25 protein-coding genes are annotated in these 22,910 nt (G+C 64.0%); 18 read left to right on the top strand and 7 right to left on the bottom strand.

The features are described 5' to 3' along the window. The first annotated feature begins 145 nt into the window (after positions 1–145). The 3 genes from GBB18_RS07390 to GBB18_RS07380 are packed head-to-tail and all read left to right on the top strand — an operon-like array spanning position 146 to position 1,625. Complete coding sequence (locus tag GBB18_RS07390; RefSeq protein ID WP_018019595.1) at positions 146–304, top strand: DUF4177 domain-containing protein; 159 nt, start codon at positions 146–148, stop codon at positions 302–304. After that, entirely contained in the window at positions 297–761 is a 465-nt protein-coding gene (locus tag GBB18_RS07385) for a RidA family protein (protein WP_151549686.1), read from the top strand. Before GBB18_RS07390 ends, GBB18_RS07385 begins: the two co-directional genes overlap by 8 nt. A 42-nt stretch (positions 762–803) precedes the next feature. After that, positions 804–1,625 carry an MBL fold metallo-hydrolase gene (locus GBB18_RS07380; protein WP_151549685.1) on the top strand — a complete coding sequence of 274 codons (822 nt, stop codon included), beginning with the start codon at positions 804–806 and terminating at the stop codon, positions 1,623–1,625. 127 nt (positions 1,626–1,752) lie between these two features. Here the strand turns inward: GBB18_RS07380 and glxR are convergent, their stop codons facing one another. Then, complete coding sequence (gene glxR / locus GBB18_RS07375) at positions 1,753–2,436, bottom strand: CRP-like cAMP-activated global transcriptional regulator GlxR (RefSeq protein WP_151529403.1); 684 nt, start codon at positions 2,434–2,436, stop codon at positions 1,753–1,755. A 389-nt stretch (positions 2,437–2,825) separates the two neighbouring features. Next, positions 2,826–3,017, bottom strand: coding sequence for a hypothetical protein (locus tag GBB18_RS07370; protein ID WP_151549684.1), 192 nt, complete (start codon positions 3,015–3,017; stop codon positions 2,826–2,828). Between the two features lie 61 nt (positions 3,018–3,078). Here GBB18_RS07370 and nth point away from each other — a divergent pair, with 61 nt between their 5' ends. The 4 genes from nth to GBB18_RS07350 are packed head-to-tail and all read left to right on the top strand — an operon-like array spanning position 3,079 to position 6,348. Further along, the gene (gene nth / locus GBB18_RS07365; protein WP_151641242.1) at positions 3,079–3,834 is read left to right on the top strand and encodes an endonuclease III; all 756 of its coding nucleotides are present in this window, start codon (positions 3,079–3,081) and stop codon (positions 3,832–3,834) included. Continuing rightward, on the top strand, positions 3,835–4,389 hold the full coding sequence (locus tag GBB18_RS07360; RefSeq protein ID WP_151549682.1) for a TlpA disulfide reductase family protein: 555 nt from the start codon (positions 3,835–3,837) through the stop codon (positions 4,387–4,389). After that, complete coding sequence (locus GBB18_RS07355; protein ID WP_151641241.1) at positions 4,386–5,111, top strand: CoA pyrophosphatase; 726 nt, start codon at positions 4,386–4,388, stop codon at positions 5,109–5,111. Before GBB18_RS07360 ends, GBB18_RS07355 begins: the two co-directional genes overlap by 4 nt. Positions 5,112–5,157: 46 nt before the next feature. After that, positions 5,158–6,348 (top strand): MarP family serine protease, encoded by a 1,191-nt coding sequence (locus GBB18_RS07350; RefSeq protein ID WP_151641240.1) that lies wholly within the window; start codon positions 5,158–5,160, stop codon positions 6,346–6,348. Between the two features lie 23 nt (positions 6,349–6,371). On the opposite strand, the gene GBB18_RS07345 is transcribed toward GBB18_RS07350, so the two are convergent. Next, on the bottom strand, positions 6,372–7,334 hold the full coding sequence (locus GBB18_RS07345; RefSeq protein WP_192795967.1) for an alpha/beta fold hydrolase: 963 nt from the start codon (positions 7,332–7,334) through the stop codon (positions 6,372–6,374). Positions 7,335–7,439: 105 nt separating this feature from the next. Then, positions 7,440–7,931 carry a phage holin family protein gene (locus tag GBB18_RS07340; protein WP_151529440.1) on the bottom strand — a complete coding sequence of 164 codons (492 nt, stop codon included), beginning with the start codon at positions 7,929–7,931 and terminating at the stop codon, positions 7,440–7,442. A gap of 92 nt (positions 7,932–8,023) precedes the next feature. Between GBB18_RS07340 and GBB18_RS07335 the strand changes: the two genes are divergently transcribed. Continuing rightward, positions 8,024–8,677: a hypothetical protein gene (locus GBB18_RS07335; protein WP_151641238.1), complete on the top strand. Its 654-nt coding sequence runs from the start codon at positions 8,024–8,026 to the stop codon at positions 8,675–8,677. 23 nt (positions 8,678–8,700) lie between these two features. On the opposite strand, the gene GBB18_RS07330 is transcribed toward GBB18_RS07335, so the two are convergent. Continuing rightward, positions 8,701–9,513, bottom strand: a complete 813-nt coding sequence (locus tag GBB18_RS07330; RefSeq protein ID WP_151549677.1) for an HAD family phosphatase — start codon at positions 9,511–9,513, stop codon at positions 8,701–8,703. A gap of 489 nt (positions 9,514–10,002) precedes the next feature. Here GBB18_RS07330 and ssd point away from each other — a divergent pair, with 489 nt between their 5' ends. The 7 genes from ssd to GBB18_RS07295 are packed head-to-tail and all read left to right on the top strand — an operon-like array spanning position 10,003 to position 14,434. Continuing rightward, complete coding sequence (ssd, locus tag GBB18_RS07325; RefSeq protein WP_151641237.1) at positions 10,003–11,076, top strand: septum site-determining protein Ssd; 1,074 nt, start codon at positions 10,003–10,005, stop codon at positions 11,074–11,076. A gap of 7 nt (positions 11,077–11,083) precedes the next feature. Then, positions 11,084–12,220, top strand: a complete 1,137-nt coding sequence (locus GBB18_RS07320) for a TadA family conjugal transfer-associated ATPase (protein WP_151549675.1) — start codon at positions 11,084–11,086, stop codon at positions 12,218–12,220. Continuing rightward, entirely contained in the window at positions 12,217–13,005 is a 789-nt protein-coding gene (locus GBB18_RS07315) for a type II secretion system F family protein (protein ID WP_151641236.1), read from the top strand. The genes GBB18_RS07320 and GBB18_RS07315 overlap by 4 nt, the downstream gene beginning before the upstream one ends. A gap of 6 nt (positions 13,006–13,011) precedes the next feature. Next, positions 13,012–13,560: a type II secretion system F family protein gene (locus GBB18_RS07310; protein ID WP_151641235.1), complete on the top strand. Its 549-nt coding sequence runs from the start codon at positions 13,012–13,014 to the stop codon at positions 13,558–13,560. Between the two features lie 31 nt (positions 13,561–13,591). Next, positions 13,592–13,795 carry a DUF4244 domain-containing protein gene (locus GBB18_RS07305; protein ID WP_151549672.1) on the top strand — a complete coding sequence of 68 codons (204 nt, stop codon included), beginning with the start codon at positions 13,592–13,594 and terminating at the stop codon, positions 13,793–13,795. Beyond that, a complete protein-coding gene (locus GBB18_RS07300) occupies positions 13,770–14,120 on the top strand; it encodes a hypothetical protein (protein ID WP_151641234.1) in 351 nt (116 codons plus the stop codon). Before GBB18_RS07305 ends, GBB18_RS07300 begins: the two co-directional genes overlap by 26 nt. Further along, on the top strand, positions 14,120–14,434 hold the full coding sequence (locus tag GBB18_RS07295) for an Rv3654c family TadE-like protein (RefSeq protein ID WP_151549670.1): 315 nt from the start codon (positions 14,120–14,122) through the stop codon (positions 14,432–14,434). Before GBB18_RS07300 ends, GBB18_RS07295 begins: the two co-directional genes overlap by 1 nt. Before the next feature lie 154 nt (positions 14,435–14,588). Here GBB18_RS07295 and GBB18_RS07290 read toward each other — a convergent pair whose 3' ends face one another. Next, positions 14,589–16,925, bottom strand: a complete 2,337-nt coding sequence (locus GBB18_RS07290; protein ID WP_151641233.1) for a DEAD/DEAH box helicase — start codon at positions 16,923–16,925, stop codon at positions 14,589–14,591. Between the two features lie 335 nt (positions 16,926–17,260). Between GBB18_RS07290 and GBB18_RS07285 the strand changes: the two genes are divergently transcribed. From GBB18_RS07285 to GBB18_RS07275, 3 genes are all read left to right on the top strand, one after another. After that, the gene (locus GBB18_RS07285) at positions 17,261–17,464 is read left to right on the top strand and encodes a cold-shock protein (RefSeq protein WP_018019572.1); all 204 of its coding nucleotides are present in this window, start codon (positions 17,261–17,263) and stop codon (positions 17,462–17,464) included. A 478-nt stretch (positions 17,465–17,942) separates the two neighbouring features. After that, positions 17,943–20,918, top strand: a complete 2,976-nt coding sequence (gene topA, locus GBB18_RS07280) for a type I DNA topoisomerase (protein ID WP_151549668.1) — start codon at positions 17,943–17,945, stop codon at positions 20,916–20,918. After that, the gene (locus tag GBB18_RS07275; RefSeq protein ID WP_151641232.1) at positions 20,918–21,340 is read left to right on the top strand and encodes an NUDIX domain-containing protein; all 423 of its coding nucleotides are present in this window, start codon (positions 20,918–20,920) and stop codon (positions 21,338–21,340) included. Before topA ends, GBB18_RS07275 begins: the two co-directional genes overlap by 1 nt. Here the strand turns inward: GBB18_RS07275 and GBB18_RS07270 are convergent. Beyond that, entirely contained in the window at positions 21,337–22,863 is a 1,527-nt protein-coding gene (locus tag GBB18_RS07270; protein ID WP_151641231.1) for an adenylate/guanylate cyclase domain-containing protein, read from the bottom strand. The genes GBB18_RS07275 and GBB18_RS07270 overlap by 4 nt on opposite strands. Positions 22,864–22,910 lie beyond the last annotated feature (47 nt).

Raw genomic sequence — 22,910 nt, 5'->3', positions numbered from 1 at the left:
AACAGTAACTACACTTTTTAGCGCAAAAACGACGGGCCCGTAAGTTATCTCACTTGCGGGTCTGTATTTGTGTGATGTGCGTCTTCGTCACCCTGGGGGTGGGGCGGCGCCCCGTCAGGGCGCAGAGATCACTAAGGTGGGGCGCATGACTCAATGGGAATACGCCACCGTGCCGCTTATTAGCCACGCCACTAAGCAGATCCTCGATACTTGGGGAGAGGACGGCTGGGAGCTCGTGACTGTGATCCCCGGCCCGAACCCGGAAAATCTCGTGGCCTACATGAAGCGGGTGAAAAATGACTAGCTCTATCAGCACTCGCTTGCAGGAGCTCGGCATCACCCTACCTGCCGTAGCCGCGCCCGTGGCCGCCTATATCCCTGCCGCCGAGGTGGGCAACCAGGTGTGGACCTCGGGCCAGCTGCCCTTCGTCGAGGGCAATCTCCACGCCACCGGCAAGGTGGGGGCGGAGGTCTCTGCCGAGCAGGCGAAGGAATGCGCCCGCTTGGCCGTACTCAATGCGCTGGCCGCCGTGGATGCTGTAGTGGGCATCGATAATGTGGCGCGGGTCCTGAAGATTACCGGCTTCGTCGCCAGCGCCGAGGGCTTCAGCGGCCAGCCCGGAGTGGTCAATGGGGCCTCGGAGCTCATTGGTGAGATCTTCGGTGAGGCCGGTCAGCATGTGCGGTCGGCTGTCGGGGTGGCGGAGTTGCCGCTCGGCGCGCCGGTCGAGGTTGAGCTCGTCGTCGAAAAGCGTGCCTAATTTGATAGTCGTATACGAGGCAACAGGGTTAAGCTAGTGGGTATGGAGCATCCCGCTTATAGTCAGCTACGCCCAGTATCTCCGTCCGTGGGAGTCGTGCTGTGCCCTAACCCCGGCTACAGCTCGCTCGAGGGCACTAATTCGTGGGTTATTCGTGCCAAGGGTGATCCGCGCAGCATCGTGGTCGATCCCGGCCCGGAGGATGAGGGGCACCTGAATGTGCTCAATAAGAACGCCTCCGAAGTGGCGGAGGTGCTATTGACGCACCGCCACGCGGATCACGCCGATTCCGCCCAGCGTATTCGTCAGCTCACCGGCGCCCCGGTGCGGGCTTTTGATAAGCGCTACTGCTTGGGTGGGCCCGCGCTGGAGGATGGTGAGATCATCAAGGTCGAGGGTGTGACGCCGCAGATCGAGGTGGTGCACACCCCAGGGCATACCAGTGACTCCGTGTGTTTGTTTGTGTGGTCGGGTAAGCCCGGCAAGTCCACCTTGGAGGGCATTATCACCGGCGATACCATCGCCGGCCGCCACACCACGATGATTTCCGAGACGGACGGGGATCTCAAGGACTATCTGAAGACGCTGAAGATGCTGAAGAAGCGGGGCAAGAATGTGCGCATGCTGCCCGGCCATGGCCCCGATGCGGAGGATATCTCCGTCTTTGCCAAGAAGTACCTCGAGCGCCGCAAGATGCGCCTGCAACAGGTGGAGGATGCGCTCGAGAAGCTCGGCGATAAAGCCACCGTGCGCGGTCTGATCGATGAGATCTACACCGATGTGGATCCGGTATTGCGTCACGCCGCCGAGCAGTCCACCCGCGTGACCCTGCGCTATCTTGGCGTGGACGTGCCGTCGAAATAAGCACGGGTACATGAGGGCGGAACGGCGTGCGGCGGTGCCGCCCTCTGCTCAGCTACGGCTGTCCTAGCACGAAACAACACCGCTGCCTTCTCTCATGCGGGGAAGGCAGCGGTGTTGGTGTTGTGTCTTAGCGGGCGCGGCGGGCCAGCTGATCCGTGGCGACGATGAGCACGGACTTGCCCTCAAGGCGGATCCAGCCGCGGTGAGCGAAGGTAGCCAGGGCCTTGTTCACGGTCTCTCGGGAGGCGCCGACCAGCTGTGCGATCTCTTCCTGGGTGAGGTCATGGTTCACGCGCAGGGCGCCGCCCTCTTGGGTGCCGAAGCGGTTGGCCAGCTGCAGCAGCGTCTTGGCCACACGGCCGGGCACGTCGGTGAAGATGAGATCGGCCAAGGAGTTGTTGGTGCGGCGCAGGCGGCGGGCCAGCACGCGCAGTAGCTGCTCGGAGATCTCGGGGTGGGCCGAGATCCACTTGCGCAGCATCTCCGAGTTCATGGTGGCCGCGGCCACCTCGGTGACGCAGACGGCGGCGCTGGTGCGCGGGCCGGGGTCGAAGATGGAGAGTTCACCGAACATATCGGAGGGACCCATCACGGTGAGCAGGTTCTCCCGCCCATCGGCGGAGTGGCGGGCCAGCTTCACCTTGCCAGAGGTAATGATGTAGAGCCGGTCACCGGGCTCGCCCTCCTCGAAGATGGTGGTGCCACGCGGAAAACGCACCGTTTCCAATTCCTGGATGAGGGTGGCTACCGCCACTGGGTCGACGCCTTGAAAGATGCCTGCCCGCGACAAGATTTCCTGTACGGATTCCACTGTCTAACTCCTTGTATCTTCGCTGAGTACGGCGCGAAGGATGCAGCAAAGTGGGCCCACATGTCGAGGAGCGTCTGTATACCAACATATCCAGACATCTATCGGTCAAGATCGGCAGTGTGGGATAGGCACCCGCGCCGTGTTTGTCTTCACTCATCCTACTATGGAGTGTGTCACTATTTGCCATCTTGCCCAGCTATCTCGGATAAGCCGCTGGTCAGGGTATTTTTAATCGGATCGCGGGATGGCGGGCTGCTGTGTAGTTGTGCCAATTTGGGGGTGAATGTGAGCCACCCATTCTTTGCGTGTGACCTAGCGCGCTAGGCCATTTATATGTGATCACCTCAGCGATGGCTAAGAAACACACACAAGCAAAAAGGTCGGAGGTCTTATGCTGCTGCTTGGTCGGCGGTGCGCTCGGTGGCAGTGTCGCGCTCTGCGTGAGCCAGTGGTGCGGCCTGGTCGCGCTCGCGCCGCTGCTTCCGGGCGCGGGAGGTTGTAGAGGAACTCTCGCAGCGCTCCATGCCCATGGCGAAAACCGTCAGTACTACTGGGGTTGCAAGTGCAAAAAGTGAACTCATGGGACTCCATTCTACTAGTGGGACAGGCGGGGGTGATCGTGTGTGGCTTAGTCTTATATCTATGGGACGAACTTTTGGCACCACACCGCTCGCCCGCACGCGACGCGCGCGCAAGGTCAGCAGGATGCTCGCAGCCGGCTACCCAGATGCGCACTGCGCCCTCGATTTCTCCAACGCTTTTGAGTTGCTTATCGCGACGGTACTCAGTGCCCAGTGCACGGACAAACGAGTCAATGAGGTTACCCCTCATCTCTTCGCCCGCTTCCCCACCGCCGCGGCGATGGCCGAAGCCAGCCCTGATCAGCTCGAGGAGCTGATTCGGCCCACTGGATTTTATCGCAACAAAGCCAAGGCCGCTGCCGGCATTGCCCTGGCCCTGTCCGAGCAATACGACGGGGAGGTGCCGGGCACCTTAAAGGAGCTCACTGCGCTTCCGGGGGTGGGCCGCAAGACCGCCAATGTGGTCCTGGGCAATGCCTTCGATGTTCCCGGCCTCACCGTGGACACGCACTTCGGCCGCTGTGTGCGCCGACTCGAGCTCACCGAGCAGAGCGATCCCGTGAAGGTGGAATCGGTGCTGGCGGAGCAGCTACCTCGCGCCGACTGGACGATGTTCTCGCACCGGATCATCTACCATGGCCGCCAGATCTGCCACTCGCGCACCGCCGCGTGCGGGGTGTGCTTTCTGCGGCAGCAATGTCCCAGCTATGGCCGCGTCGGCCCCACCGAGGTGCCCGAGGCGCTGCGCCTGCTGCGCGCCCCCGATGAGCAGGCGCGGCGGCATCTGCTGCAGCTCGCGGGGATCGAGGAGGCCTAGATGCGCACCCATATTCGTCTATATCTGGCATTCGTGGTGGTGTCGATCGTGCTCATCGCGATCATCGTCACCCGCCTTCTCAGTGGCGAGAACCCGCCTGCACCGGAGGCGATCGACTCCCCACAGCCCACGGCGACCTCCCCAGTTACGGCCAGCCGCCCCGTCTGTCCCGAGGCAGATCTCGGCGTGGAGCTGCCCTGTTTGGGCGCAGCGACCGAGGGCGAGGCCTCGCCCTATGTGCTGGTGAACGTCTGGGCGTGGTGGTGTGGCCCCTGTCGGGATGAGCTGCCGGTGATCGAGGAGTTCGCCGCCCGCCACCCAGAGATGACGGTGGTGGGGGTGCACGCGGATCGGGATGCCGGCCGTGGCGCGGCGCTGCTCGAGGATCTCGGGGTGGATATTCCCAGCTTCCAGGATGATCGCGGAGCGGCCGCGGCGGCGTGGTCGCTGCCCGGGGTGGTGCCGGTGACGGTGGTGCTGCGCGATGGCGAGGTGGAGCGCATCCTGCCGCAGCCCTTCGATTCTGTGGAGGCCCTCGAGGAGGCGGTGCGATGACTCCGGACGCCCGTGGGGTGAATACTCGGCTGCGCCCCGAGGCGGCCCCGTTATGGTTGGCGCCCTTGGTGCGGGCCGTGGATGAGGGACATGTGCATCGGGCGCTCTCGGATCGGGCGCGCCATAGCGGTCCCCGCCGCGATCGACAGGCGGCGGTGCTCATGCTTATCGACGGCGACCCGCAGCAGCACCAGCTTCCGTCCAGCGCCACCGTGCTGCTCACGCACCGCTCACCGCGGATGCGCCATCATTCTGGCCAGATTGCTTTCCCCGGCGGCCGGGTGGATCCCACCGATATCAACGCGGTGGACTGCGCCCTGCGCGAGGCCCATGAGGAGACGGGCCTTGACCGGATGGCGGTGACACCGGTAGCCCAGATGGAGGAGGTGCACGTGCGCCGCAGCGGCTACCCAGTGCATCCCGTGATCGCGTATCAGCATGCCCCCGCCGAGGTGGCGCCGGTGAGCCCTGAGGAGGCGGATGATGTCTTCCGTGTCTCCATAGCGGAGCTGGTGGAGCCAGACAATCGCCTCATGGTGGAGCATGGTTCCTGGCGGGGTCCGGCGTTTCGTTGTCGTGGCTACATTGTGTGGGGCTTTACAGGCGGTATCCTGAGTGCAGCTTTGGCCCACGCCGGCTGGGCGCAGTCGTGGGCGCAGGATCGGGTGTACGATCTCGGCGCCACCTTGGCCGCGTCGCGTAACAACGAACGCCACTCCTAGCCCCTAGAATCACTATGTCCCTGCCGCAGAGAAGAGAGGCGCCCTTATGGATCCCAGCGTGATAGTGGATGGCGTCGTGGTGTTTCTCCTGCTCTTCGCGCTTATCGACGGCTGGCGCCACGGCATGGTGGGGTCGGTTTTTTCCTTTATCGGCATCGCCGCCGGGTTAGTCATCGGTTTTGCCTTGGCCCCGCTGGCTATGCAGCAAACCGAGAGCAACCAGCTGCGCATCGTGATCGCCGTGACGGTGCTGGTGATGGCCTCCTGCATTGGCTATTTCATCGGGGGCACCGCCGGGGCCTCGCTGCGCGAGAAAGTCACCCAGCCGCAGCTGCGCCGGGTCGATTCCCTCGCCGGTGCCTTCTTTCAGGTGATGGTGGTGCTCATCGTGGCTTGGCTGCTGGCGACGCCGCTGGCAGAGGGCAACTCGCGGCTGGCGAAGGGAGTGCGCAATTCCACCGTGCTGCAACAGGTGGATACCCATTCCCCGCGGGCCCTAGCTGCACTCACGGATAAACTGCGGGTACTGCTCAATGATTCGGGCATGCCCATGATCACCTCGCCCTTCCAGAACCCCAAGCCGGAGCAGGTGCAGGCTCCCCGCATCGAAGTCAGTGATGTGGCGATGGTGGAACGGGTGCGTCCCTCGGTGGTGCACATCATCGGCGAGGCCCCGCAATGCCAGCGCCGGCTCATGGGGTCCGGCTTCGTGGTGGCCCCAGATCGCATCATGACGAACGCGCATGTGGTGGCCGGCACGAACGAGGTGGATCTTGATACCGTGCTGGGCTTTCACACCGCACGGGTGGTGTATTACAACCCCGTGATTGATATCGCGATCCTCGCCACCGATGGCCTCGGGATCGATCCTCTGCCCTGGGCGGAGGACCCCGCAGAGAGTGGCGCGGACGCCGTGGTGATGGGCTTTCCCGAGTCCGGCCCCTTCGAGGCCGCCCCCGCCCGCATCATCGATTCGCTCTTGATCAATAGCCCCACGATCTACGCCGATCAGCGCATCGACCGCGAGGTGTACACCGTGCGCGGCAGCATTCGCGAGGGCAACTCCGGTGGCCCGCTGCTCAGCGAGGACGGGCACGTGCTGGGTGTGGTCTTCGGCGCCGCCGCCGACGACACCGATACCGGCTATGCCCTCACCCGTGCCGAAGTAGAGAAGCACGTGGCCGATGCCACGGGCCTAGACACTCCCGTGAATACGGGGGCCTGCGTTGTGGGCTAGCCGAATAAGCGTCGATAAGCGCCCTAGAGAGACCGCGCGAAGGAGACGAGAACGGAGCTGAAACTAGCGGGTGCTTCGAGATGCGGGATATTTTTCGTCTGCGGAATGTGCACCACGCTGGTCTTGGCCTTCACGCGCTTAGCGGCGCGCAAGGCCAGCCGAGACCACGGGGTAGAGGAATCCTGCAGCAGCAGCACCGGCTGCTCCACCGGGGCGGTCATCCACCGCAACGGCACGGGGGCGAGCTCGATGCGCGCCACCTTAGAACGCGCGGGAGAGGTGTTGGCGATGCTATAGGCCACCGTGCGCAGCTGTATTTCCTTCTTGCCGGCGGTGGTGGTATGAAAGCGCTCCGCGGTGTTAGCCACCAGATTCACCCGAGCCGTGGACTGCGGGGTGGTGAGCAGCGCATGCAGGCGCGGCGGCAGCAGCGCGCTGAGATGGCGCAGGATCGGAGTGCCAAACATCCACGGATAGCTAAAGGTGCAGCGCCGTAGATCGGTGGGGTGCGCGGCGGCAATCGAGACCAGCGCGCGCACGGCCTCGGGGTGGTGAATGGCCAAGGCCCAGCCCACTGCACCGCCCGAGGCATGGCCCACGACCAGCGCATCTTTATGCCCAGTTGCGTGGATTACGCCATAGACATCCCCGGCGAGGGTACGCAGATCATAGTCGCTGGGCGGCTTATCCGACATGCCGAAGCCGCGCATATCGATGGCCACGCAGTGATAGCCGGCAGCAGCGACGGTAGGCAAAACGTGGCGATAGTCGAACCAGCCGCCGAGCGCGCTGTGCACGAACACGATGAGCGGATCGTGGGGGTCGCCAGCGGTCGCGGCGTGGAGGCGGATGCCGCGGGTGTGGATCCATTCGTGCGCAAAGGGGCCCTCGAGGGCCACAGCGCTGGGGATGGCGGGGGAATGCTCGGCGTGATTCCGTCGCCAGCGTGGCGGGAGCAATCGCTGACTCAGCGGGCGACGGGACACAGCAGACTCCTTAGACAACGGTGCGGGTGGAAAGATATGGAAAACCCCCTTTATCCCTGCAGAGTACTTGAGGGAAAAGGGGATCAGATCGGGCACGATGACGGCTTAGGTGTACATACCGTCCTGCTCGCGCTTCTCGAGATTCTTGGTGGCCTTGCCCGGGACAAGGGTCTTGAGATCATTGACCGACTGCACCGTCTTCTCGGGCTTGCCGATGGTCTTCACCTTGCGCCAGCCGAAGAGGGCGAAAGCGGCAGCGAGAACCACCATGATGAGGAAGACGATGAGGAACGCCGCCCAGCGCGACAGCCACGTGGACAGCAGCTCAGCGAGGAAAAAGAAAAAGAAGAAGGAGGAGTAGAGGGCGATCGTGCCGGCTACGCCGAAGAGACCGCCACCAATGGCGCCCTTCTTCGCTTCCTGAGCAACCTCGGCCTTGGCCAGCTCAACCTCAGCGCGGAAAAGATTGGACATCTGCGCAGTAGCGTCGCTCACGAGATTGCCGATAGAGCCCTCACCGGGGCCACGGGTATCGGCGTCGCTGAGGGGAATCGAGTTAACCTTCGGCGAAAAAGCGGGCGCCCCTTCGCTGTACATTCCCTTAGAACTGCTCACCGTCTTGATCCTCCGTTAGTGGTATTTTCTTAAACTCTAGTTGTGCACCATCGTGCCACGAATCCGGCGCGGTTGTGAACTCGACACGGAAAGTCATCAGCTCGGCCGCCATGGAAATATTCCGCAATCCAGCTATCCACCAGCATATCAATGCCGCATCGGCAAGTATCGCGACTGCTCATCGCAAGCGCGCCAACTTGCGTGATGCCGCCGCCACCAGCGCCCATTCCGCGCTCGTTGGCGCCACGGCTCTCAGAAAAATCGCAGCTGATTCTGAGATATCCGCCCTCGAGGTGTACGGGGTGCTCACCCCCGCGCTCGCTGAGACATTCCAGCGTGCCCCACTGCAGGTCATGGCGAAATTAGACCGTATTGCAGGCGGGGAGGGAGTGCCGGAGCGCCAGGCCCCGCGGCTCAGCGCGCTGGCGCAGCTGGTGGGGCAGGTAGAAACGTGTGCGCTGCTGCACGGGGAGATCCTGGGCCACCTCATCTTCGGCCCCCGCTCGATCGTCGTGGGATACGCCACAGTGCGGCTCAATGCCATGGCCTCGGGGCTTGATCCCAAAGGGCTGGCTATGCCGGAGCCCTATCTGCTGCGTGATCCGGCTGCGCACACCGCCCTGATTCGCGATTATTGCCGCGGTGAGGTCGATCCCCTCGCGCTGGCACACTTTGCTGCCTGGCGCCGCGGCGGCGAGGAAGCCGCACGGGTAGCCGATCGCCTCTAGCGTGCCGCGCTAGGCCGTGCCGGCTAGCTGGAGCGCAGTGCACCCCAGCGGGTGCTGAGCCACCAGCTGCCCATCCCGAGCGCCAGGGCGGCGGCCACGGCGCCGCCGATACCCAGATCCTTTTTCGACGGGCTAGACAGCAGCGGTACGGGGTTTTTGAAATTCAGCACCGGCCACTCGGCGGCAAGCGCATGCTTTTTGAGCACTCGGTCGGGGTTGACGGCCCGCGGATGTCCCACCATCTCCAGCATGGGAATATCGGTGGCCGAATCCGAGTAGCCATAGCAGCGGGCGAGGTCATAGCCGTGGCTGCCGGCTACCTTGCTGATCTCGGTCGCTTTGGTGATGCCGCGGCAATAAAGCTCGAGCTTGCCGGTGTAGGCGCCATCGACCACTTCTAAACGGGTGGTGATGGTGTGATCCGCTCCCAGCTCGTGGGCGATGGGATCCACCAGCTCCTTCACCGAGGCAGAAATGATGATCACATCGTGGCCGCGGGCATGATGCTCCTCGATGAGCTCGCGGGCCTCCGCGAAGATGGTGGGCACCACGCGATGCAGCAGGGTGTGGTCAATGGTGTGCTGCAGATCCTCGATGCGCAGCCCCTTGACCATCTGAGTCAGCTGATCCTTGGTGTCATCCATCTGGGTTTGGGAGTGTCCCGCGATCATATACCCCGTTTCGGCGAGCACCAGAGTGAGCGCCTCTTTGGTGCTGAGCATCCCGTGGGAGACGAGGGTGCGGCCGAAGGCAAAGGCGGAGGAGGTGGCGATGATGGTCTTATCCAAATCAAAGAAGGCAGCAACAGGTGCCTCTGGGTGCTGTTCGGTCGCCATGACCCACCTCCTCGCGTGATACTGATGTGAAATAAGTGACTAAGAGTGATGCTACTGAGAAGTGGCTGTGCCTGCATCTTTAGGCCTCTGTGGGGCTATTGACGTGCTATTCAAGCTGTGACATACTCGGAACCGCACGACCCCGATATACAGTGTGGTCTGCCCCGGCCCGTCCCCCCGAGTGGCCGGGTAACCGCAGACGGCCCGCGCATACCACCCCCCCATCCCGCGCGGGCCGTCTCTTAATTTTTGGGCTCATCCTTCTCTCTTGATTTGCCCGCGCGAGCGCGGCCGCGGCGGCACTGCCGATAGCCCGCGGCGCAGGGCGCACGACGTGCGGGACCAACCCGCTGACGCTAGTGGAACAACCCGCCCACCGCACCGGTGAAGACTCTCCGCTGTGCATAACTCGCCGCAGCAGAAGGTTATGCACAACCCCTAGGCGGGAGGGAGCGACGTGGAGCGCCGAGTGCACCACACTCTGGGGCCATGAGCGCCACCCGTGATCAGTCCCAGGCCCCCGTTGTTATCGCCGTCTGTGATCCTCTCGTCCACCCCGAAGCCATTCATATCGCCGCCGCGACCGTCCGCCAGGTGGTGGAAGTGTCCACTACCGAAGAATTGGCGCGCCACCACCATGCTGCTTTCGCCATCTTGGTAGATGAACAGGGCGCCCAGTTCCTGCTGGAGCGGCCCCAGCCGCGCCGCGACAAGGTCTTTCTTGTTGCCGCAGACCAGACGCCGGTGAACTTCGAGCTGGCGATGAAGATTCACGCCGAGCAAGCCTATGCCCTGCCTGCCGAGGCGGCATCCCTGCTCACCGACCTCGGGCGGGATACGCGCAGCGAGGAGGGTCTGGTGGTGGGAGTGACAGGCTGCGTCGGTGGCTGCGGCGTGAGTACCTTTGCCGGCGCGCTGGGCGTGCAGCTCGCGCAGCGCGCCCCCACCACGGTGGTCGATACAGACCCTAGTGGCGGGATGGATCTCATCCTCGGAGTGGAGGAGGAACCTGGCCCGCGCTGGGATGAGCTGGACTTCAACCAGGGTGATCTCGCCGCCGCCGATGTGCGCGCCGTGCTGCCCACCGCCACCGCAAGCTGTGTCAGCCACCGCCGCGATCGCGGTGCTGGCCCGCCGCCGTCGACCGACACCATCCTTGGTGCCCTGCGCACCTTGCGCGAAGAGGGCTATACGGTGGTGGATCTGCCCCGAGCGGACGCCCTAGACCCCGACATTGTGGCCGCTCTCGATCATCTCGTGGTGATTATTCCCCGCGAGGTGCGTGGCGTCTGCGCCGTGGCCGCGCAGTTACCGCAGCTCCGCCGCGCCCATGTGCCCTTAAGTTTTGTCACCATCAGCCGCACCTGGGCCTCCTTGAGCACAGCTGAGGTGGAGTCCGTGGCGGGTATTAACGTCAGCGCGGATGTGCGCTGCAGCACCGCGGTGGCCAAACAGCTTGAACAAGGCGGGCTGCGTGGCCGCTGCCCGCGGGTCCTAGCCCGGGCGGTGGAGGATATCTGCACGGATATAGAGCACACCCAGCACCGCGGACAGCAGTGGTGAGGCGGCCATGAATAGCGAACGCATCTTGGATGCCGTGCACGCTCGGCTCGCTGCCTCCGAGCAGCCCCAGCCCGAGGCGGCCGTGATCGCGGAGCTCATCCGCCAAGAAGCGGGAGTGATCTCTGATCGAGAAGTATTCACCCTGCTGCAGAAGCTGCGCCATGATTCCACCGGCGTCGGCATCCTCGAGGGGCTGTGCAGCCTCGAGGGAGTTACCGATGTGGTGGTCAACGGGGTAGATCGCATCTATTTCGATCGCGGGCACGGCATGGAACACGCCGCGCTGAGCTTCGACTCGCCCGAACAGATTCGCGCCCTAGCGACACGCCTGGCTGTCGCCTGCGGCCGCCGCCTCGATGATGCCCAGCCTTATGCCGATGGGAAGCTGCGGCGTGCCGATGGCAGCTCCATCAGAGTGCACGCCCTGCTGGATCCACCGAGCGACACCGGCCCGCTCTTAAGCCTGCGCATGCTGCGCTCAGCGGCCGCCACTCTCACAGAGCTAGAAGAACGCGGCACCATGCCGGCGGAGGTCACCGAGTTTTTACAGACCATGATGGCCGCGCGGAAATCCTTTGTGGTGGTAGGAGGCACCGGCTCTGGGAAAACCACCATGCTCTCGGTCCTGCTCGCCGAGGTGGATGCGCGTGAGCGCATCATCTGTATCGAAGACACCGCCGAGCTGTCGCCAGCGCATCCGCATGTGGTGAATCTCGTGAGCATGGGGGCCAACGCGGAGGGCCGTGGGGAGATCACGCTCTCTCATCTGCTGCGCCAGGCGCTGCGGATGCGACCCGATCGTATTGTGGTGGGAGAGATCCGCGGCGCGGAGATCGTCGACCTGCTGGCCGCGCTCAATACCGGCCACGAGGGCGGTGCTGGCACCCTCCATGCCAACTCGCTCAGCGAGGTGCCCGCCCGTATGGAGGCGCTGGCTGCCCTCGGCGGGATGTCGCGGGAGGCGCTGCACGCCCAGCTCACCGCCGCCGTGGAGATAGTGATCGCGATGCGGCGCACCGCCACGGGCCGGATCATCAGCCAAATCGGCGTGGTGCGTTCCCAGCCCGTGCGCATCGAGGTGATCTGGGATGCGCGCCATCCGGCAGCTGACGGTCTGGCAATTGCAGAGAGTTGGCAGCGATGATCTCTATAGCGCCACTAACTCCGCTCGCCCTCGCCGCGGCCCTGCTCTTCACCACCGGTGCGGGCCCACGGCAGCGCATCCAGTACCGCGCTCGGCGGCGGCGCGGCGGCGCCCCCTGGGTTCTTGCCGCGATCGTCATGGTGGCCATTATCTGTGTGCTCGGGGCGGTGGCTCTCACCTGCGCTGCGCTCGTGGTGGTGGCGACCATCGCCTACGTCGCTCGCGATATGCACCGCCGTCGCCGGCAGCAGCGCGCCGCCGCGGCCGCCGGCCAGTGCGCCGGGGTACTGGCGGCGAGCATCCGCGCCGGGGCAAGCCTGCACCACGCCCTGGCGACCGCCGCTGAGACCGCCGCTGCCACCCCCATCGCGCAGCCCCTAGCCGCCGCCGTGAACCGCGCCCGCAGTGGCCGCAGCCCCGCCCCCGCGCTCAGCGGCACCACCGACATCCCCGAGCTCGCGCGGATTGGGGCGCTCTGGCAGCTCAGCGAGCAGCACGGCATCGGGTTGGTGGCCCTGCTGGAGCGCACCCAGCAGCAACTCGATCAGGCGCAGCGCCATGACAGCACTGTGCAGGCCGCACTCCAAGGGCCGATGGCCACTGCCGTGCTCCTGAGCGTGCTGCCTGCACTCGGGGTGGGGCTAGGCACCCTGATGGGCGCAGCACCGCTGGCCTTTCTCAGCGGCACCACCCTCGGCGGGGTGCTCCTCATGCTCGGCACCGCACTGATGTGCAGCGGTGTCCTCTGGACATATTCGATCATCAACACCGCACGGGGGTCCTAAACCACCATGACAATCCTCTTTCTCGCCCTCGCCCTGCTGGCCTATCCCCAGCCCACAGCACGCATCCGACTGGCTACTGGCCCCAGCTCGAGAAATCGCCGCCCCCGCGATGACCCGGTGGTCAGGCCACAGGATCGCGCCGCAGACATTGAGCTTCTTGCGGCCTGTATCAGCGGCGGTATGTCCCATGCCGCTGCCGTGAGCGCCGTGGCCACCGTGGCCGCGCCCGCAGACCGGCAGCTATGGGACACCGTGGCAGCCCTGCTCCGACTGGGTTGCAGCGCCGAGAAATCCTGGCAGCCCTTCCTGCACCACTCCGTGTTCGCTCCCGTCGCCGAGTTGGCGGTGCTGAGCAGCCGCGGGGGAACCTCTATTGCCAGCGGGCTCGACAGGATCGCCGCCTCGGTGCGGCACACAGCAGAAAACAACCAGCGCGCCGCCGCTGAGCGCGCCGGGGTGGTGATCGCCATCCCTCTCGCTGCGTGTTTCCTTCCGGCCTTTCTCATTCTGGGACTCATTCCCATCATCGTTGATATCGCCAGCACCCTGTTTTAAACCCACAACACCACTCAAAGGAGTCATCATCATGAACACCATCTATCACCTCATCCAGGTCCGACTTTCCCAGCTCCACCGCGAGGAGGAGGGGATGAGCACCATCGAATACGCCATGGGCAGCCTCGCGGCTGCCGCGCTTGCCGGGGTGTTATTCCTCGTCATCAATTCCGGAGCGGTCTCGGACGCGATTGAATCCATCATCACCGATGCGCTATCGAATTCCCCGAGCTAGCCGCCGGCTCCTCGCGGCGGAGGACGGCTCCGTCACCATCGAGGCCGCCCTCGGGCTGGCCTCGCTGGTGGTGGTGTTTGCCCTCACGATCAGCGGCGTCGTGGCAGTGGCGGCATATCTTGCGGCCATCGATACCGCAGGGGCCGCGGCCCGTGCTGCCGCTATCGGCGAGAGTTTCATGCCTCCCCGAGGAAGCGTGCAGACCACCTCCAGTAACGGCGTCATGGAGGCCACTGCGGCCATGCCCTCTCCTTTCGGCACCCTGCATGCCACCGCCCGCTTTCCGGTGGAATACACCGCCGGCGACGCACCTGGGGATAGCTGATGTGGCGCGATGAACGCGGCTACGCCACTGTCCTGCTGGTGGCCATGATCGCCGTGCTGTGCAGCATCCTGGCGGGCACGGCCACCGTGGGCAGCTTGCTCATCGCTCGGCATCACGCCCAGCTCGCTGCCGATATGGCGGCCGTGGCGGGCGCCTATGCGCATAGCGACGGCCACGATGGGTGCAGCGTGGCGGGGGAAGTGGCGCGAAGCAATAACGCGGATCTCGGCTCCTGCGCAGTGGAGGGCGCCGACATCGTGGTGCACACTGTCGTGCGCGGTCGAGAGGCCGTGGCCCGCGCCGGGCCTCTTTAGTCACCTGCGGCGATGCGCTTAGAGCCTGGCCACGTAGTGGGGCAGCGCCGTGCTCCCGTGGCTGGTGATGGTTCGCCGCGTTTGGAGAGTGTGGCCGAGGCTTGCGAGTACACGGGCGATCGTGCCGCAGCGCTATCGGAGGCGGCGGGCGCTGCTAGGCGGCGCCGGTCATGCTCACCAACGCCCCCAATACGGCGATGGCTGCATCCTTATCTAGCGGTTGGTTGCCATTGCCGCACTTGGGCGACTGCACACACGAGGGGCAGCCCTCGGCGCAGGGGCAGGAGCGGGCCGCCTCAAAGGTGGCGCTGATCCATTCGGGGAAACGGCGAAAGCCGGTGTCAGCGAAGCCCGCACCGCCCTCGTGGCCGTCATAGACAAATACCGTGGGAAGCCCAGTATCGGGATGCTCCATCGTGGATACCCCACCGATATCCCAGCGATCGCAGGTGGCCAGAAGCGGCAGAATGCCGATGGCCGCGTGCTCGGCCGCGTGCAATGCCCCAGGCGCCTCTGCCGCGGAAACATTCAGTTGCTGAAGGATCGCGGGATCGAGGGTGTAGGACACGGCGCGGGTGCGCAGCACCTGGGGAGACATCTCCAGCGGAATCTCCTCCAGCGGTTGGCCGTTGGTATAGCGCTTCACATAGCCCACCACCTGCTTCGTTACCTCCACCTCGAGGTTGGCCACCCAGAGCCCAGGCGCATAATTCACCAGCGCCTCCTCCTCTGGTGCGGCAAGGATCCGCAGGGTGGTGGAGCTGCGGGAAAAGGTGGAGTACGGGGGTTGTTCGGGGTGGACGAGGGCGAGATTCTCGGCCACATCGAGCTCATCCACCACGAAGCTTTCTCCTTGGTGCAGATACACCGCGCCAGGAAAGACCTGGGCTTGGGCACGTGCGGGGTCCACGGTGCCGAGCATGCGGCCGTCGGTGGAATCGACGATGAGCACCTCACCGCCGTCGTTGCCGCGCAGTGCCACCTGGCTGTGAATGGTGTCTACCTGCCGTGGGTCGGCGGGGTAGTAGCGGCCATGGCGGTGGCGCAGCAGCTGATCCTCTACCAGCTGAGGAAGGACCTGCCCCGCGCCCAGGGCGTCGATATCCGCGAGATTCAGCGGCTTTTCCGCGGCCGCGCAGAGCACATGTTCGCTCACCACATAGGGGTTGGTGGGATCAAAGACGTGTTCTTCCAAGGGGCGCTCGAGCAGGGCCTCGGGGTGGCGGATGAGGTAGGTGTCCATGGGGTCGCTGCGGGCGACCAGCACATAGAGCGAGCCTTGGCCGCGGCGCCCTGCGCGGCCGGCCTGCTGCCACATCGAGGCCACGGTGCCGGGAAAGCCGGCAGAGACCACCGCATCAATACCTCCGATATCGATGCCCAGCTCGAGGGCATTGGTGGTGGCCACGCCCAGCAGCTCCCCCTCGTCCAAGGCCCGTTCGAGGGCGTGGCGATCCTCGCGGGTATAGCCGGCGCGATAGCTGGCAATCCGGCGGGCATAGTCGCGGTGACCGGCGTGAATGAGCTCTTCGGCGCAGCGTAGCGCCACGGTTTCCGCGGTGTGGCGGGAGCGCACAAAGGTGAGCGTGCGAGCACCTTCGGCGAGCAGCAGCGCCATCACATCGGCGGCCTCGGTACTGGCGGCTCGCCGCTGGGGCGGCTGCCGCTCGTCCTCGCTCGGGAGAAGGGAGGGCTCGAGGAGCATGATGGTCTGCTCGCCGGCAGGCGCGCTATCACGCTCCACGCTGGTGATATCGAAGTCGGGGACATCGATGAGCCTGCTGGCGTGTGCCGCTGGGTCGCGGGAGGTGGCCGAGGCCAGCACGAAGGTGGGGTGCCCGCCGTAGTGGGCGCAGAGCCGGCGTAGCCGTCGCAGGACTAGCGCCACGTGGGCGCCGAACATACCGCGATAGACGTGGGCCTCGTCGATCACCACATAGCGCAGGTTGCGCAGCAGCCGCGTCCAGGAGCCGTGGGCGGCCAGGATGGAGGCGTGCAGCATATCCGGGGTGCTAAACACGAAGCGAGAGGCGTCGCGGATGGGGCGGCGCGCGTCGACGGGGGTGTCGCCGTCATAGGGGTGCGGGGCGACGTCGTGAAGCGCAGAAATGGTGGAGCACAGCCGCGCTACGGTGTGGAGTTGGTCATTGCCCAGGGCCTTGGTGGGGGTGATGTAGAGCGCGCAGGCGCGATCATCGGCGGCGAGGGCGCTAAGGATGGGCAGCAGGTAGCCGAGGGATTTACCCGAGGAGGTGCCGGTGGAGATGATGGTGTCGCGGCCGGCATGGACCGCTTCGGCGCATTCCACCTGGTGGGCATAGGGGCGGGTGATGCCCTTGTGTTCGAGGTGGGTGCGCAGCTGTGGCAGCACCCAGTCGGGCCAGTCTTGGTAGGCGGCGGGCCGGCTCGGGCGGGTACCGATGAACGTGGGCGTGGCGGTGGGGAGCGCAGTGCTGATGATGGTGGTGAGTTCGGCACCAAAAGAGGACATAACTGCGCCACTTTCTGTTGGTTTTGTGTGCTTATAAAAAATAGTATTAGCGCGTTGAGCTGCGGAAAGGCAGTATTTTTCAAATATAGACTATCCCTTTGCTGAAAAACATGACACACTGGGACTCGGTCGGACGTTTTCTGATAGCTACACAGCATCAGATGTGACCAGCCCACTAAGTGGGCACACAGAGGAATCGAAGAGTTTGTAAGCGCCACATAGAGCGCCACACCACGTTGTGAACAATCCGGTGAATAAGACGCCCTCCCGGCATGGCTCGTGCAATAGGAGCTAGGTCGTATCGCACTTCAAGAAAAAGATTTGAGTTAGTTTTTATGGCACAGGGAACTGTGAAATGGTTCAACGCGGAAAAGGGCTTTGGTTTCATCGCCCCTGAGGACGGCTCTGAAGACGTCTTCGTCCACTACTCCGAGATTCAGGGTGGCGGTTTCCGTACTCTCGAGGAGAACCAAAAGGTTGAGTTCGAAATTGGCGAGGGTGCTAAGGGTCCGCAGGCCCAGGCAGTGACTGCCCTCTAAACCTCCTGGCGTATCGGCCCTCGGGTCGATTCTGCTTGAAGCCCAGCGTGTAATGCGCTGGGCTTTTGTGGTGCGTGCAGGGCATGTGCAGGAGCAGGCGCCGCTGCCGGAGTGCTCGCGCGATCGCCGGCTGTGCTGCGCTTGTGCCAGCGCATGGCGTCCCCCGTTGCTGGTACCCCAGATAGCACCGTGGAAGACCCATATATTACTGTGTACGCTAAATGACCACAGATAAAGAAGATGGGTACTGGTGCAGATGTGTCTGCGCGGTGACGCGTGGAATGTGACTAGTGTTCATCGTGGTCGGATCGTGCGGTAGCGCGAGCGTCCTAGACGCGCCCGCGGCATGGAGTGACCGCTACATGCGCAGCACCGCCCACCTCACTAACCATCTTGAGATAGCTCCAATACACGTGAGCAGCAGCCGCGAGTACCGCTTAGACGGCACCGTGGCTGCACCACGCGAGGAAAGGTAACCGTGGCTGAAGGAACGAAGCGCCTAGTGATTGTCGAGTCGGCGACCAAGGCGAGGAAGATCCAGCCGTATTTGGGCGATGATTACATCGTCGAAGCATCGGTGGGGCACATTCGTGACCTCCCGCGTGGTGCTGCGGACATCCCCGCGAAATACAAGAAGGAGTCGTGGGCTCGGCTGGGCGTGGATGTGAACAACGAGTTCGCCCCGCTCTATTTGGTGAGCCCCGATAAGAAGAAAAAGGTCGCCGACCTTAAAAAGAAGCTGAAGCAGGTAGACGAACTCTACCTGGCCACAGACCCCGACCGCGAGGGCGAGGCCATCGCGTGGCATCTGCTCGAGGTGCTGAAGCCAAAAATCCCCGTGCGCCGTATGGTGTTCAATGAGATCACCAAGCCCGCCATTCTGGCCGCCGCGGAAAATACCCGCGAGTTGGACATGAATCTGGTGGACGCCCAAGAGACCCGCCGTATCCTCGACCGCCTCTATGGCTACGAGATTTCGCCGGTGCTGTGGAAGAAGGTGATGCCGCGGCTGTCCGCAGGCCGCGTGCAGTCGGTGGCCACCCGCGTGATCGTTGAGCGCGAGCGCGAGCGCATGGCCTTTGTTTCGGCCGAGTACTGGGATCTGGTGGCGGAGGTGGCCGCGCAGCACGCGAAGGCCGATGAGCCGCGTGATTTCCAGGCGAAGCTCACCGGGGTGGAGGGCAAGCGCATCGCCCAGGGCCGCGACTTCAACGATGCTGGCGCGCTGCGTAAACCGGATGATGTTGTGGTGGTGGATAAGTCCACCGCCGAGGCCCTCGAGGAGGGCCTGAAGGGCCAGCCCCTGCGGGTTAGCGCGGTGGAGGAAAAGCCCTATACCCGCAAGCCCTATCCGCCGTTTATGACTTCCACGCTGCAACAGGAGGCTGGGCGCAAGCTGCATTACACCTCGGAGCGGACGATGCGCATCGCGCAGCGCCTCTACGAAAACGGTCATATCACCTATATGCGTACCGACTCCACCACGCTGTCGCGTGCCGGCCAGGAGGCTGCTCGGGTGCAGGCCCGGGAACTCTATGGCGAGAGCTATGTGCCCTCCAGCCCGCGCCAGTACTCCCGCAAGGTGAAGAACTCCCAGGAGGCACACGAGGCGATCCGCCCCGCCGGCGAGTCTTTTGCCACCCCGGCTTCCCTGTCGGGCCAGCTGGATGCCGAGGAGTTCAAGCTTTATGAGCTGATTTGGCAGCGCACCGTGGCCTCCCAGATGGCGGATGCCAAGGGCACCTCCATGAAGGTGAGCATCGCGGGCACCGCCCAGTTGTCGTCCGGGGACCAAGAGGTGGAGTTCTCCGCCACCGGTCGCTCGATCACCTTCCCCGGCTTTTTGAAGGCCTATGTAGAGACCTCGCGTCTCGCCGATGGTCGCAATGTTGCCGATAATGCCGAGAAGCGTTTGCCGCGTCTCAGCTCCGGTGATGAGCTGCGCACCAAGGACGTGCATGCGGAAAGCCATGCCACCAATCCTCCGGCTCGCTACACCGAGGCGAGCTTGGTGAAGAAGATGGAAGACCTCGGTATTGGTCGCCCGTCCACCTATGCCTCGATTATCAAGACCATTCAGGATCGCGGCTATGTATTCCCCCGCGGCAATGCGCTTGTGCCCTCGTGGGTGGCCTTTGCCGTCGTGGGGCTGATGGAGTCCAACTTCTCGGCATTGGTGGATTATGATTTCACCTCCTCCATGGAGGATGAGCTCGACGATATCGCCGTGGGTAATGAGGATGGTCACCACTGGCTGAGCGATTTCTACTTTGGCAACAAGGCCGCATCCGAGAACACGGCGGAGTCGATCGCGCGTTCCGGTGGGCTGAAGTCGCTTATCGACGACAACCTGGAGAGCATCGACGCCCGCTCCGTTAATTCCCTGACCCTCTTTGATGACGAGCAGGGGCGCCCCATCGTGGTGCGCGTGGGCCGCTATGGCCCCTATCTGGAGCGCGTTGTTGGCACCCAATCGGATGGCAGCCCCGAATATCAGCGGGCGAACCTGCCGGATTCCACCACCCCCGATGAGATCACTCTCGAGGCAGCGGAAAAGCTCTTCGCCACCCCCCAGGGCGGCCGTGAGCTGGGCCGTAACCCAGAGAATGGTCGCATGGTGGTGGCCAAGGAGGGCCGCTATGGGCCCTATGTGACGGAGCTGGTGACCAACGATGAGGAAAGCCACATCCTCGAGGTGGCGGAGCAGATCATCGCCGAGGAGCGCGCGGCCGAGGACGCCGAGCGCGCCAAGGAGGGCAAGCGCGCCAAGAATTGGGAGACCAAGACTGCGGCGAAGCAGAAGGAAAAGCGGGTCCGCGAGATCATCGACGAGCGCCTCAAGCCCGGCACGGCCTCGCTGTTTAGCTCGATGGAGCCGGCCACGGTGACTCTCGACGAAGCCCTGAAGCTGCTGTCCTTGCCGCGCGAAGTGGGCGTGGATCCGGCCGATAATGAGCTCATCACCGCCCAAAATGGCCGCTATGGCCCCTACCTGAAGAAGGGGAATGACTCCCGTTCGCTGGGCGATGAAGAGCAAATCTTCAGCATCACTCTCGAGGAGGCGCGCCGCATCTACGCCGAGCCGAAGCGCCGTGGCCGGGCCGCCGCCAAGCCGCCGCTGAAGCAGCTGGGCGATAACGATGTCTCGGGCAAGCCCATGTCCGTCAAGGACGGCCGTTTCGGCCCCTATGTCACCGATGGCACCACCAATGCCTCGCTGCGCAAGGGCGATACCCCAGAAACCATGACGGATGCTCGCGCCTGCGAGCTGCTCTCTGAGCGGCGCGCGAAAGAGGCGGAGAACCCCAAGGCCTCGAAGTCCGCTAAGAAGTCGCGGAAGAAGGCGAGCAAGAAAGCCAGCAAGAAAGCCACGAAGAAAAGCAGCAAGAAGTCGGTGAAGCGCACCACCAAGAACGTGGTGAAGGCCGGATCGCGGCGGCGTTCGGCGAAGTAATGGCTACAGGCGTGGTGCGGGTGACAGCCGTGGTGGTGCGGGATGAACACGGCCACGTGCTCGCCGTGCGTAAGCGCGGCACCACCCGGTTCATGCAGCCCGGCGGGAAACCGGAACCGGGCGAAAGTCCCAAAGACACCGGTATTCGGGAACTGAGCGAAGAGATTGGGCTCGTGCTCAAGCCGGAGGAGCTGGAATCGCTCGGGCATTTCGAGGCCCCAGCCGCCAATGAGGCGGGTTGGGTGGTATCGGCGGATGTCTTCGTCTGTACCCGTCTGCTCAGCGCGGCTGAGGCCGCGGCCATCGCACCCGCCGCTGAGATCGAGGCGGTGCTGTGGATGGATCCGCAGCGGCTATCCGACTATGGCGTGGAGTGCGCCCCACTGATGGTGCGGGAGATTCTGCCGCGCCTCGGCGCTTAGGAGCGCTCCGCCAAGGTGGGGCGGATGGGGCGCGCCAATTGCGTCATCTCTTGGCGCCCGCGCAGCTCCACGGACTTCAACACGGTCCAGCGGGCCTGCTCGGCCTCGTTGGCGTCGCGCAGCGTGGAGGCAGAGGTCAGGGTCTTACCGGGGGTGTCCTTGGCGAGTTCGGTGAGGCGGGCGGCTTGGTTCACTGCATCACCAATCACGGTGTATTCGAAGCGATCATGGCCGCCGATATGCCCGGCCACCACGTGGCCGGTTGCGACACCGATACCGCATTCCAGCTGGCTGTCCTTGAGGCGGCGCTGCAGATCGCGGGCCGTGGCTAGGGCGGCACCGGTGGAATCAGATAGCGATACCGGCGCCCCAAACACGGCGAGGGCGGCGTCTCCCTGGAACTTATTGATGATGCCGCGGTGCTCATGCACCGATTCCACCACGTGCTCGAAAAACTCATTGAGCACGGTGACCACTTGCTCGGGGGTGTGGTGCACGGCGAAGGTGGTGGAGCCAATAACGTCCACGAAGAGCACCGCCACCTTGCGGTCCTCGCCGCCCAAGGTGGGCCGTTCCTCGAGGGCGCGGCTGGCCACCTCGGCACCGACATAGCGGCCGAAGATATCGCGCACCCGCTGGCGCTCGCGCAGCCCGCGCATCATTTCATTGAAACCGGCTTGCAGCACACCCACCTCGGAGCCGTCGTAGATGTCCACGGCCACGTCCTTCTCGCCGCGCCGCACCCGGTTGATGGCGTCTTGCAGCTCCATGATGGGATCCACCACGCTCATGATCAGCAGGGTGGTCACGAGCAGCCCAGTGATGAGCGCCACGACACAGAGCGCCAGAATAGCGGGCAGAATATCGGCGGGCTCGGTGGTGAAATATCCCACTGACTGCCCAGTGAGCAGCAAGATGATGCCGACGATGGGCATGGCGGTGGTGGCCAGCCAGGTCAGTCGCATGCGATGCGACACGGGCGGCTCGAGGGTGGAATCTTCGAAGCGCCGAGCCAGTGCTTGGGTGGCCACGGGGCGCACAAGGCGCTGCGCCTCGAAATAGGTGAGTAGCACAACCGCGGAGCCGCCAAGAAATGTGGCGAAGAAGATCACCGCGGCGAAACGCCCCGAGACACTGCTGGCGACGATGGTGAGAATCGCGATACCGATCAGCCACACCACGCCCGCAATAATCGCCTGATAGACGGGGATGCGCATCACCAGATTGCGCACCATATTGCGGTCATGTTCATCGGGGTGGCGCTGCCACATCAGCACCGGTTTGAAGAGGTAATAGGTGGCGATGGCACCCACGATCATGGCGAAGAACACATAGAAGATGCCGATGGAGGCGACGTCGAAACGCGACTGGCCAAAGCTTGTGCCCTCGGGCAGCGGGATGAGGTAGTGGATGAACGCCATGATGGCCACGGCACCTAGGAGGTTCGACCCGAGAACAGTGGCGCCATAGAGCGGCCACGCAGTTCCCCAGAGCCATGTCAGTGCCCGTGCCAATCGATTCATAGTGATTACTTTAATCAGTTGATCTCCGTTTCGGTGAGCTACGCTAG

Origin of the sequence: Corynebacterium sp. 11A, from assembly GCF_008930935.1 — a bacterium.
Taxonomy (GTDB): Bacteria; Actinomycetota; Actinomycetes; order Mycobacteriales; family Mycobacteriaceae; genus Corynebacterium; species Corynebacterium megadyptis.
The sequence above is the reverse complement of the archived record's forward strand: the minus strand, read 5'-3'. Positions and strand labels throughout refer to the sequence as shown.

Coding starts and splice junctions, on each gene's coding strand:
- GBB18_RS07390 (WP_018019595.1), top strand. CDS start 146: ATGACTCAATGGGAATACGCCACCGTGCCGCTTATTAGCCACGCCACT.
- GBB18_RS07385 (WP_151549686.1), top strand. CDS start 297: ATGACTAGCTCTATCAGCACTCGCTTGCAGGAGCTCGGCATCACCCTA.
- GBB18_RS07380 (WP_151549685.1), top strand. CDS start 804: ATGGAGCATCCCGCTTATAGTCAGCTACGCCCAGTATCTCCGTCCGTG.
- GBB18_RS07370 (WP_151549684.1), bottom strand. CDS start 3,017: ATGAGTTCACTTTTTGCACTTGCAACCCCAGTAGTACTGACGGTTTTC.
- nth (WP_151641242.1), top strand. CDS start 3,079: ATGGGACGAACTTTTGGCACCACACCGCTCGCCCGCACGCGACGCGCG.
- GBB18_RS07360 (WP_151549682.1), top strand. CDS start 3,835: ATGCGCACCCATATTCGTCTATATCTGGCATTCGTGGTGGTGTCGATC.
- GBB18_RS07355 (WP_151641241.1), top strand. CDS start 4,386: ATGACTCCGGACGCCCGTGGGGTGAATACTCGGCTGCGCCCCGAGGCG.
- GBB18_RS07350 (WP_151641240.1), top strand. CDS start 5,158: ATGGATCCCAGCGTGATAGTGGATGGCGTCGTGGTGTTTCTCCTGCTC.
- GBB18_RS07340 (WP_151529440.1), bottom strand. CDS start 7,931: ATGTACAGCGAAGGGGCGCCCGCTTTTTCGCCGAAGGTTAACTCGATT.
- GBB18_RS07330 (WP_151549677.1), bottom strand. CDS start 9,513: ATGGCGACCGAACAGCACCCAGAGGCACCTGTTGCTGCCTTCTTTGAT.
- ssd (WP_151641237.1), top strand. CDS start 10,003: ATGAGCGCCACCCGTGATCAGTCCCAGGCCCCCGTTGTTATCGCCGTC.
- GBB18_RS07320 (WP_151549675.1), top strand. CDS start 11,084: ATGAATAGCGAACGCATCTTGGATGCCGTGCACGCTCGGCTCGCTGCC.
- GBB18_RS07315 (WP_151641236.1), top strand. CDS start 12,217: ATGATCTCTATAGCGCCACTAACTCCGCTCGCCCTCGCCGCGGCCCTG.
- GBB18_RS07310 (WP_151641235.1), top strand. CDS start 13,012: ATGACAATCCTCTTTCTCGCCCTCGCCCTGCTGGCCTATCCCCAGCCC.
- GBB18_RS07305 (WP_151549672.1), top strand. CDS start 13,592: ATGAACACCATCTATCACCTCATCCAGGTCCGACTTTCCCAGCTCCAC.
- GBB18_RS07300 (WP_151641234.1), top strand. CDS start 13,770: ATGCGCTATCGAATTCCCCGAGCTAGCCGCCGGCTCCTCGCGGCGGAG.
- GBB18_RS07295 (WP_151549670.1), top strand. CDS start 14,120: ATGTGGCGCGATGAACGCGGCTACGCCACTGTCCTGCTGGTGGCCATG.
- GBB18_RS07290 (WP_151641233.1), bottom strand. CDS start 16,925: ATGTCCTCTTTTGGTGCCGAACTCACCACCATCATCAGCACTGCGCTC.
- GBB18_RS07285 (WP_018019572.1), top strand. CDS start 17,261: ATGGCACAGGGAACTGTGAAATGGTTCAACGCGGAAAAGGGCTTTGGT.
- GBB18_RS07275 (WP_151641232.1), top strand. CDS start 20,918: ATGGCTACAGGCGTGGTGCGGGTGACAGCCGTGGTGGTGCGGGATGAA.
- GBB18_RS07270 (WP_151641231.1), bottom strand. CDS start 22,863: ATGAATCGATTGGCACGGGCACTGACATGGCTCTGGGGAACTGCGTGG.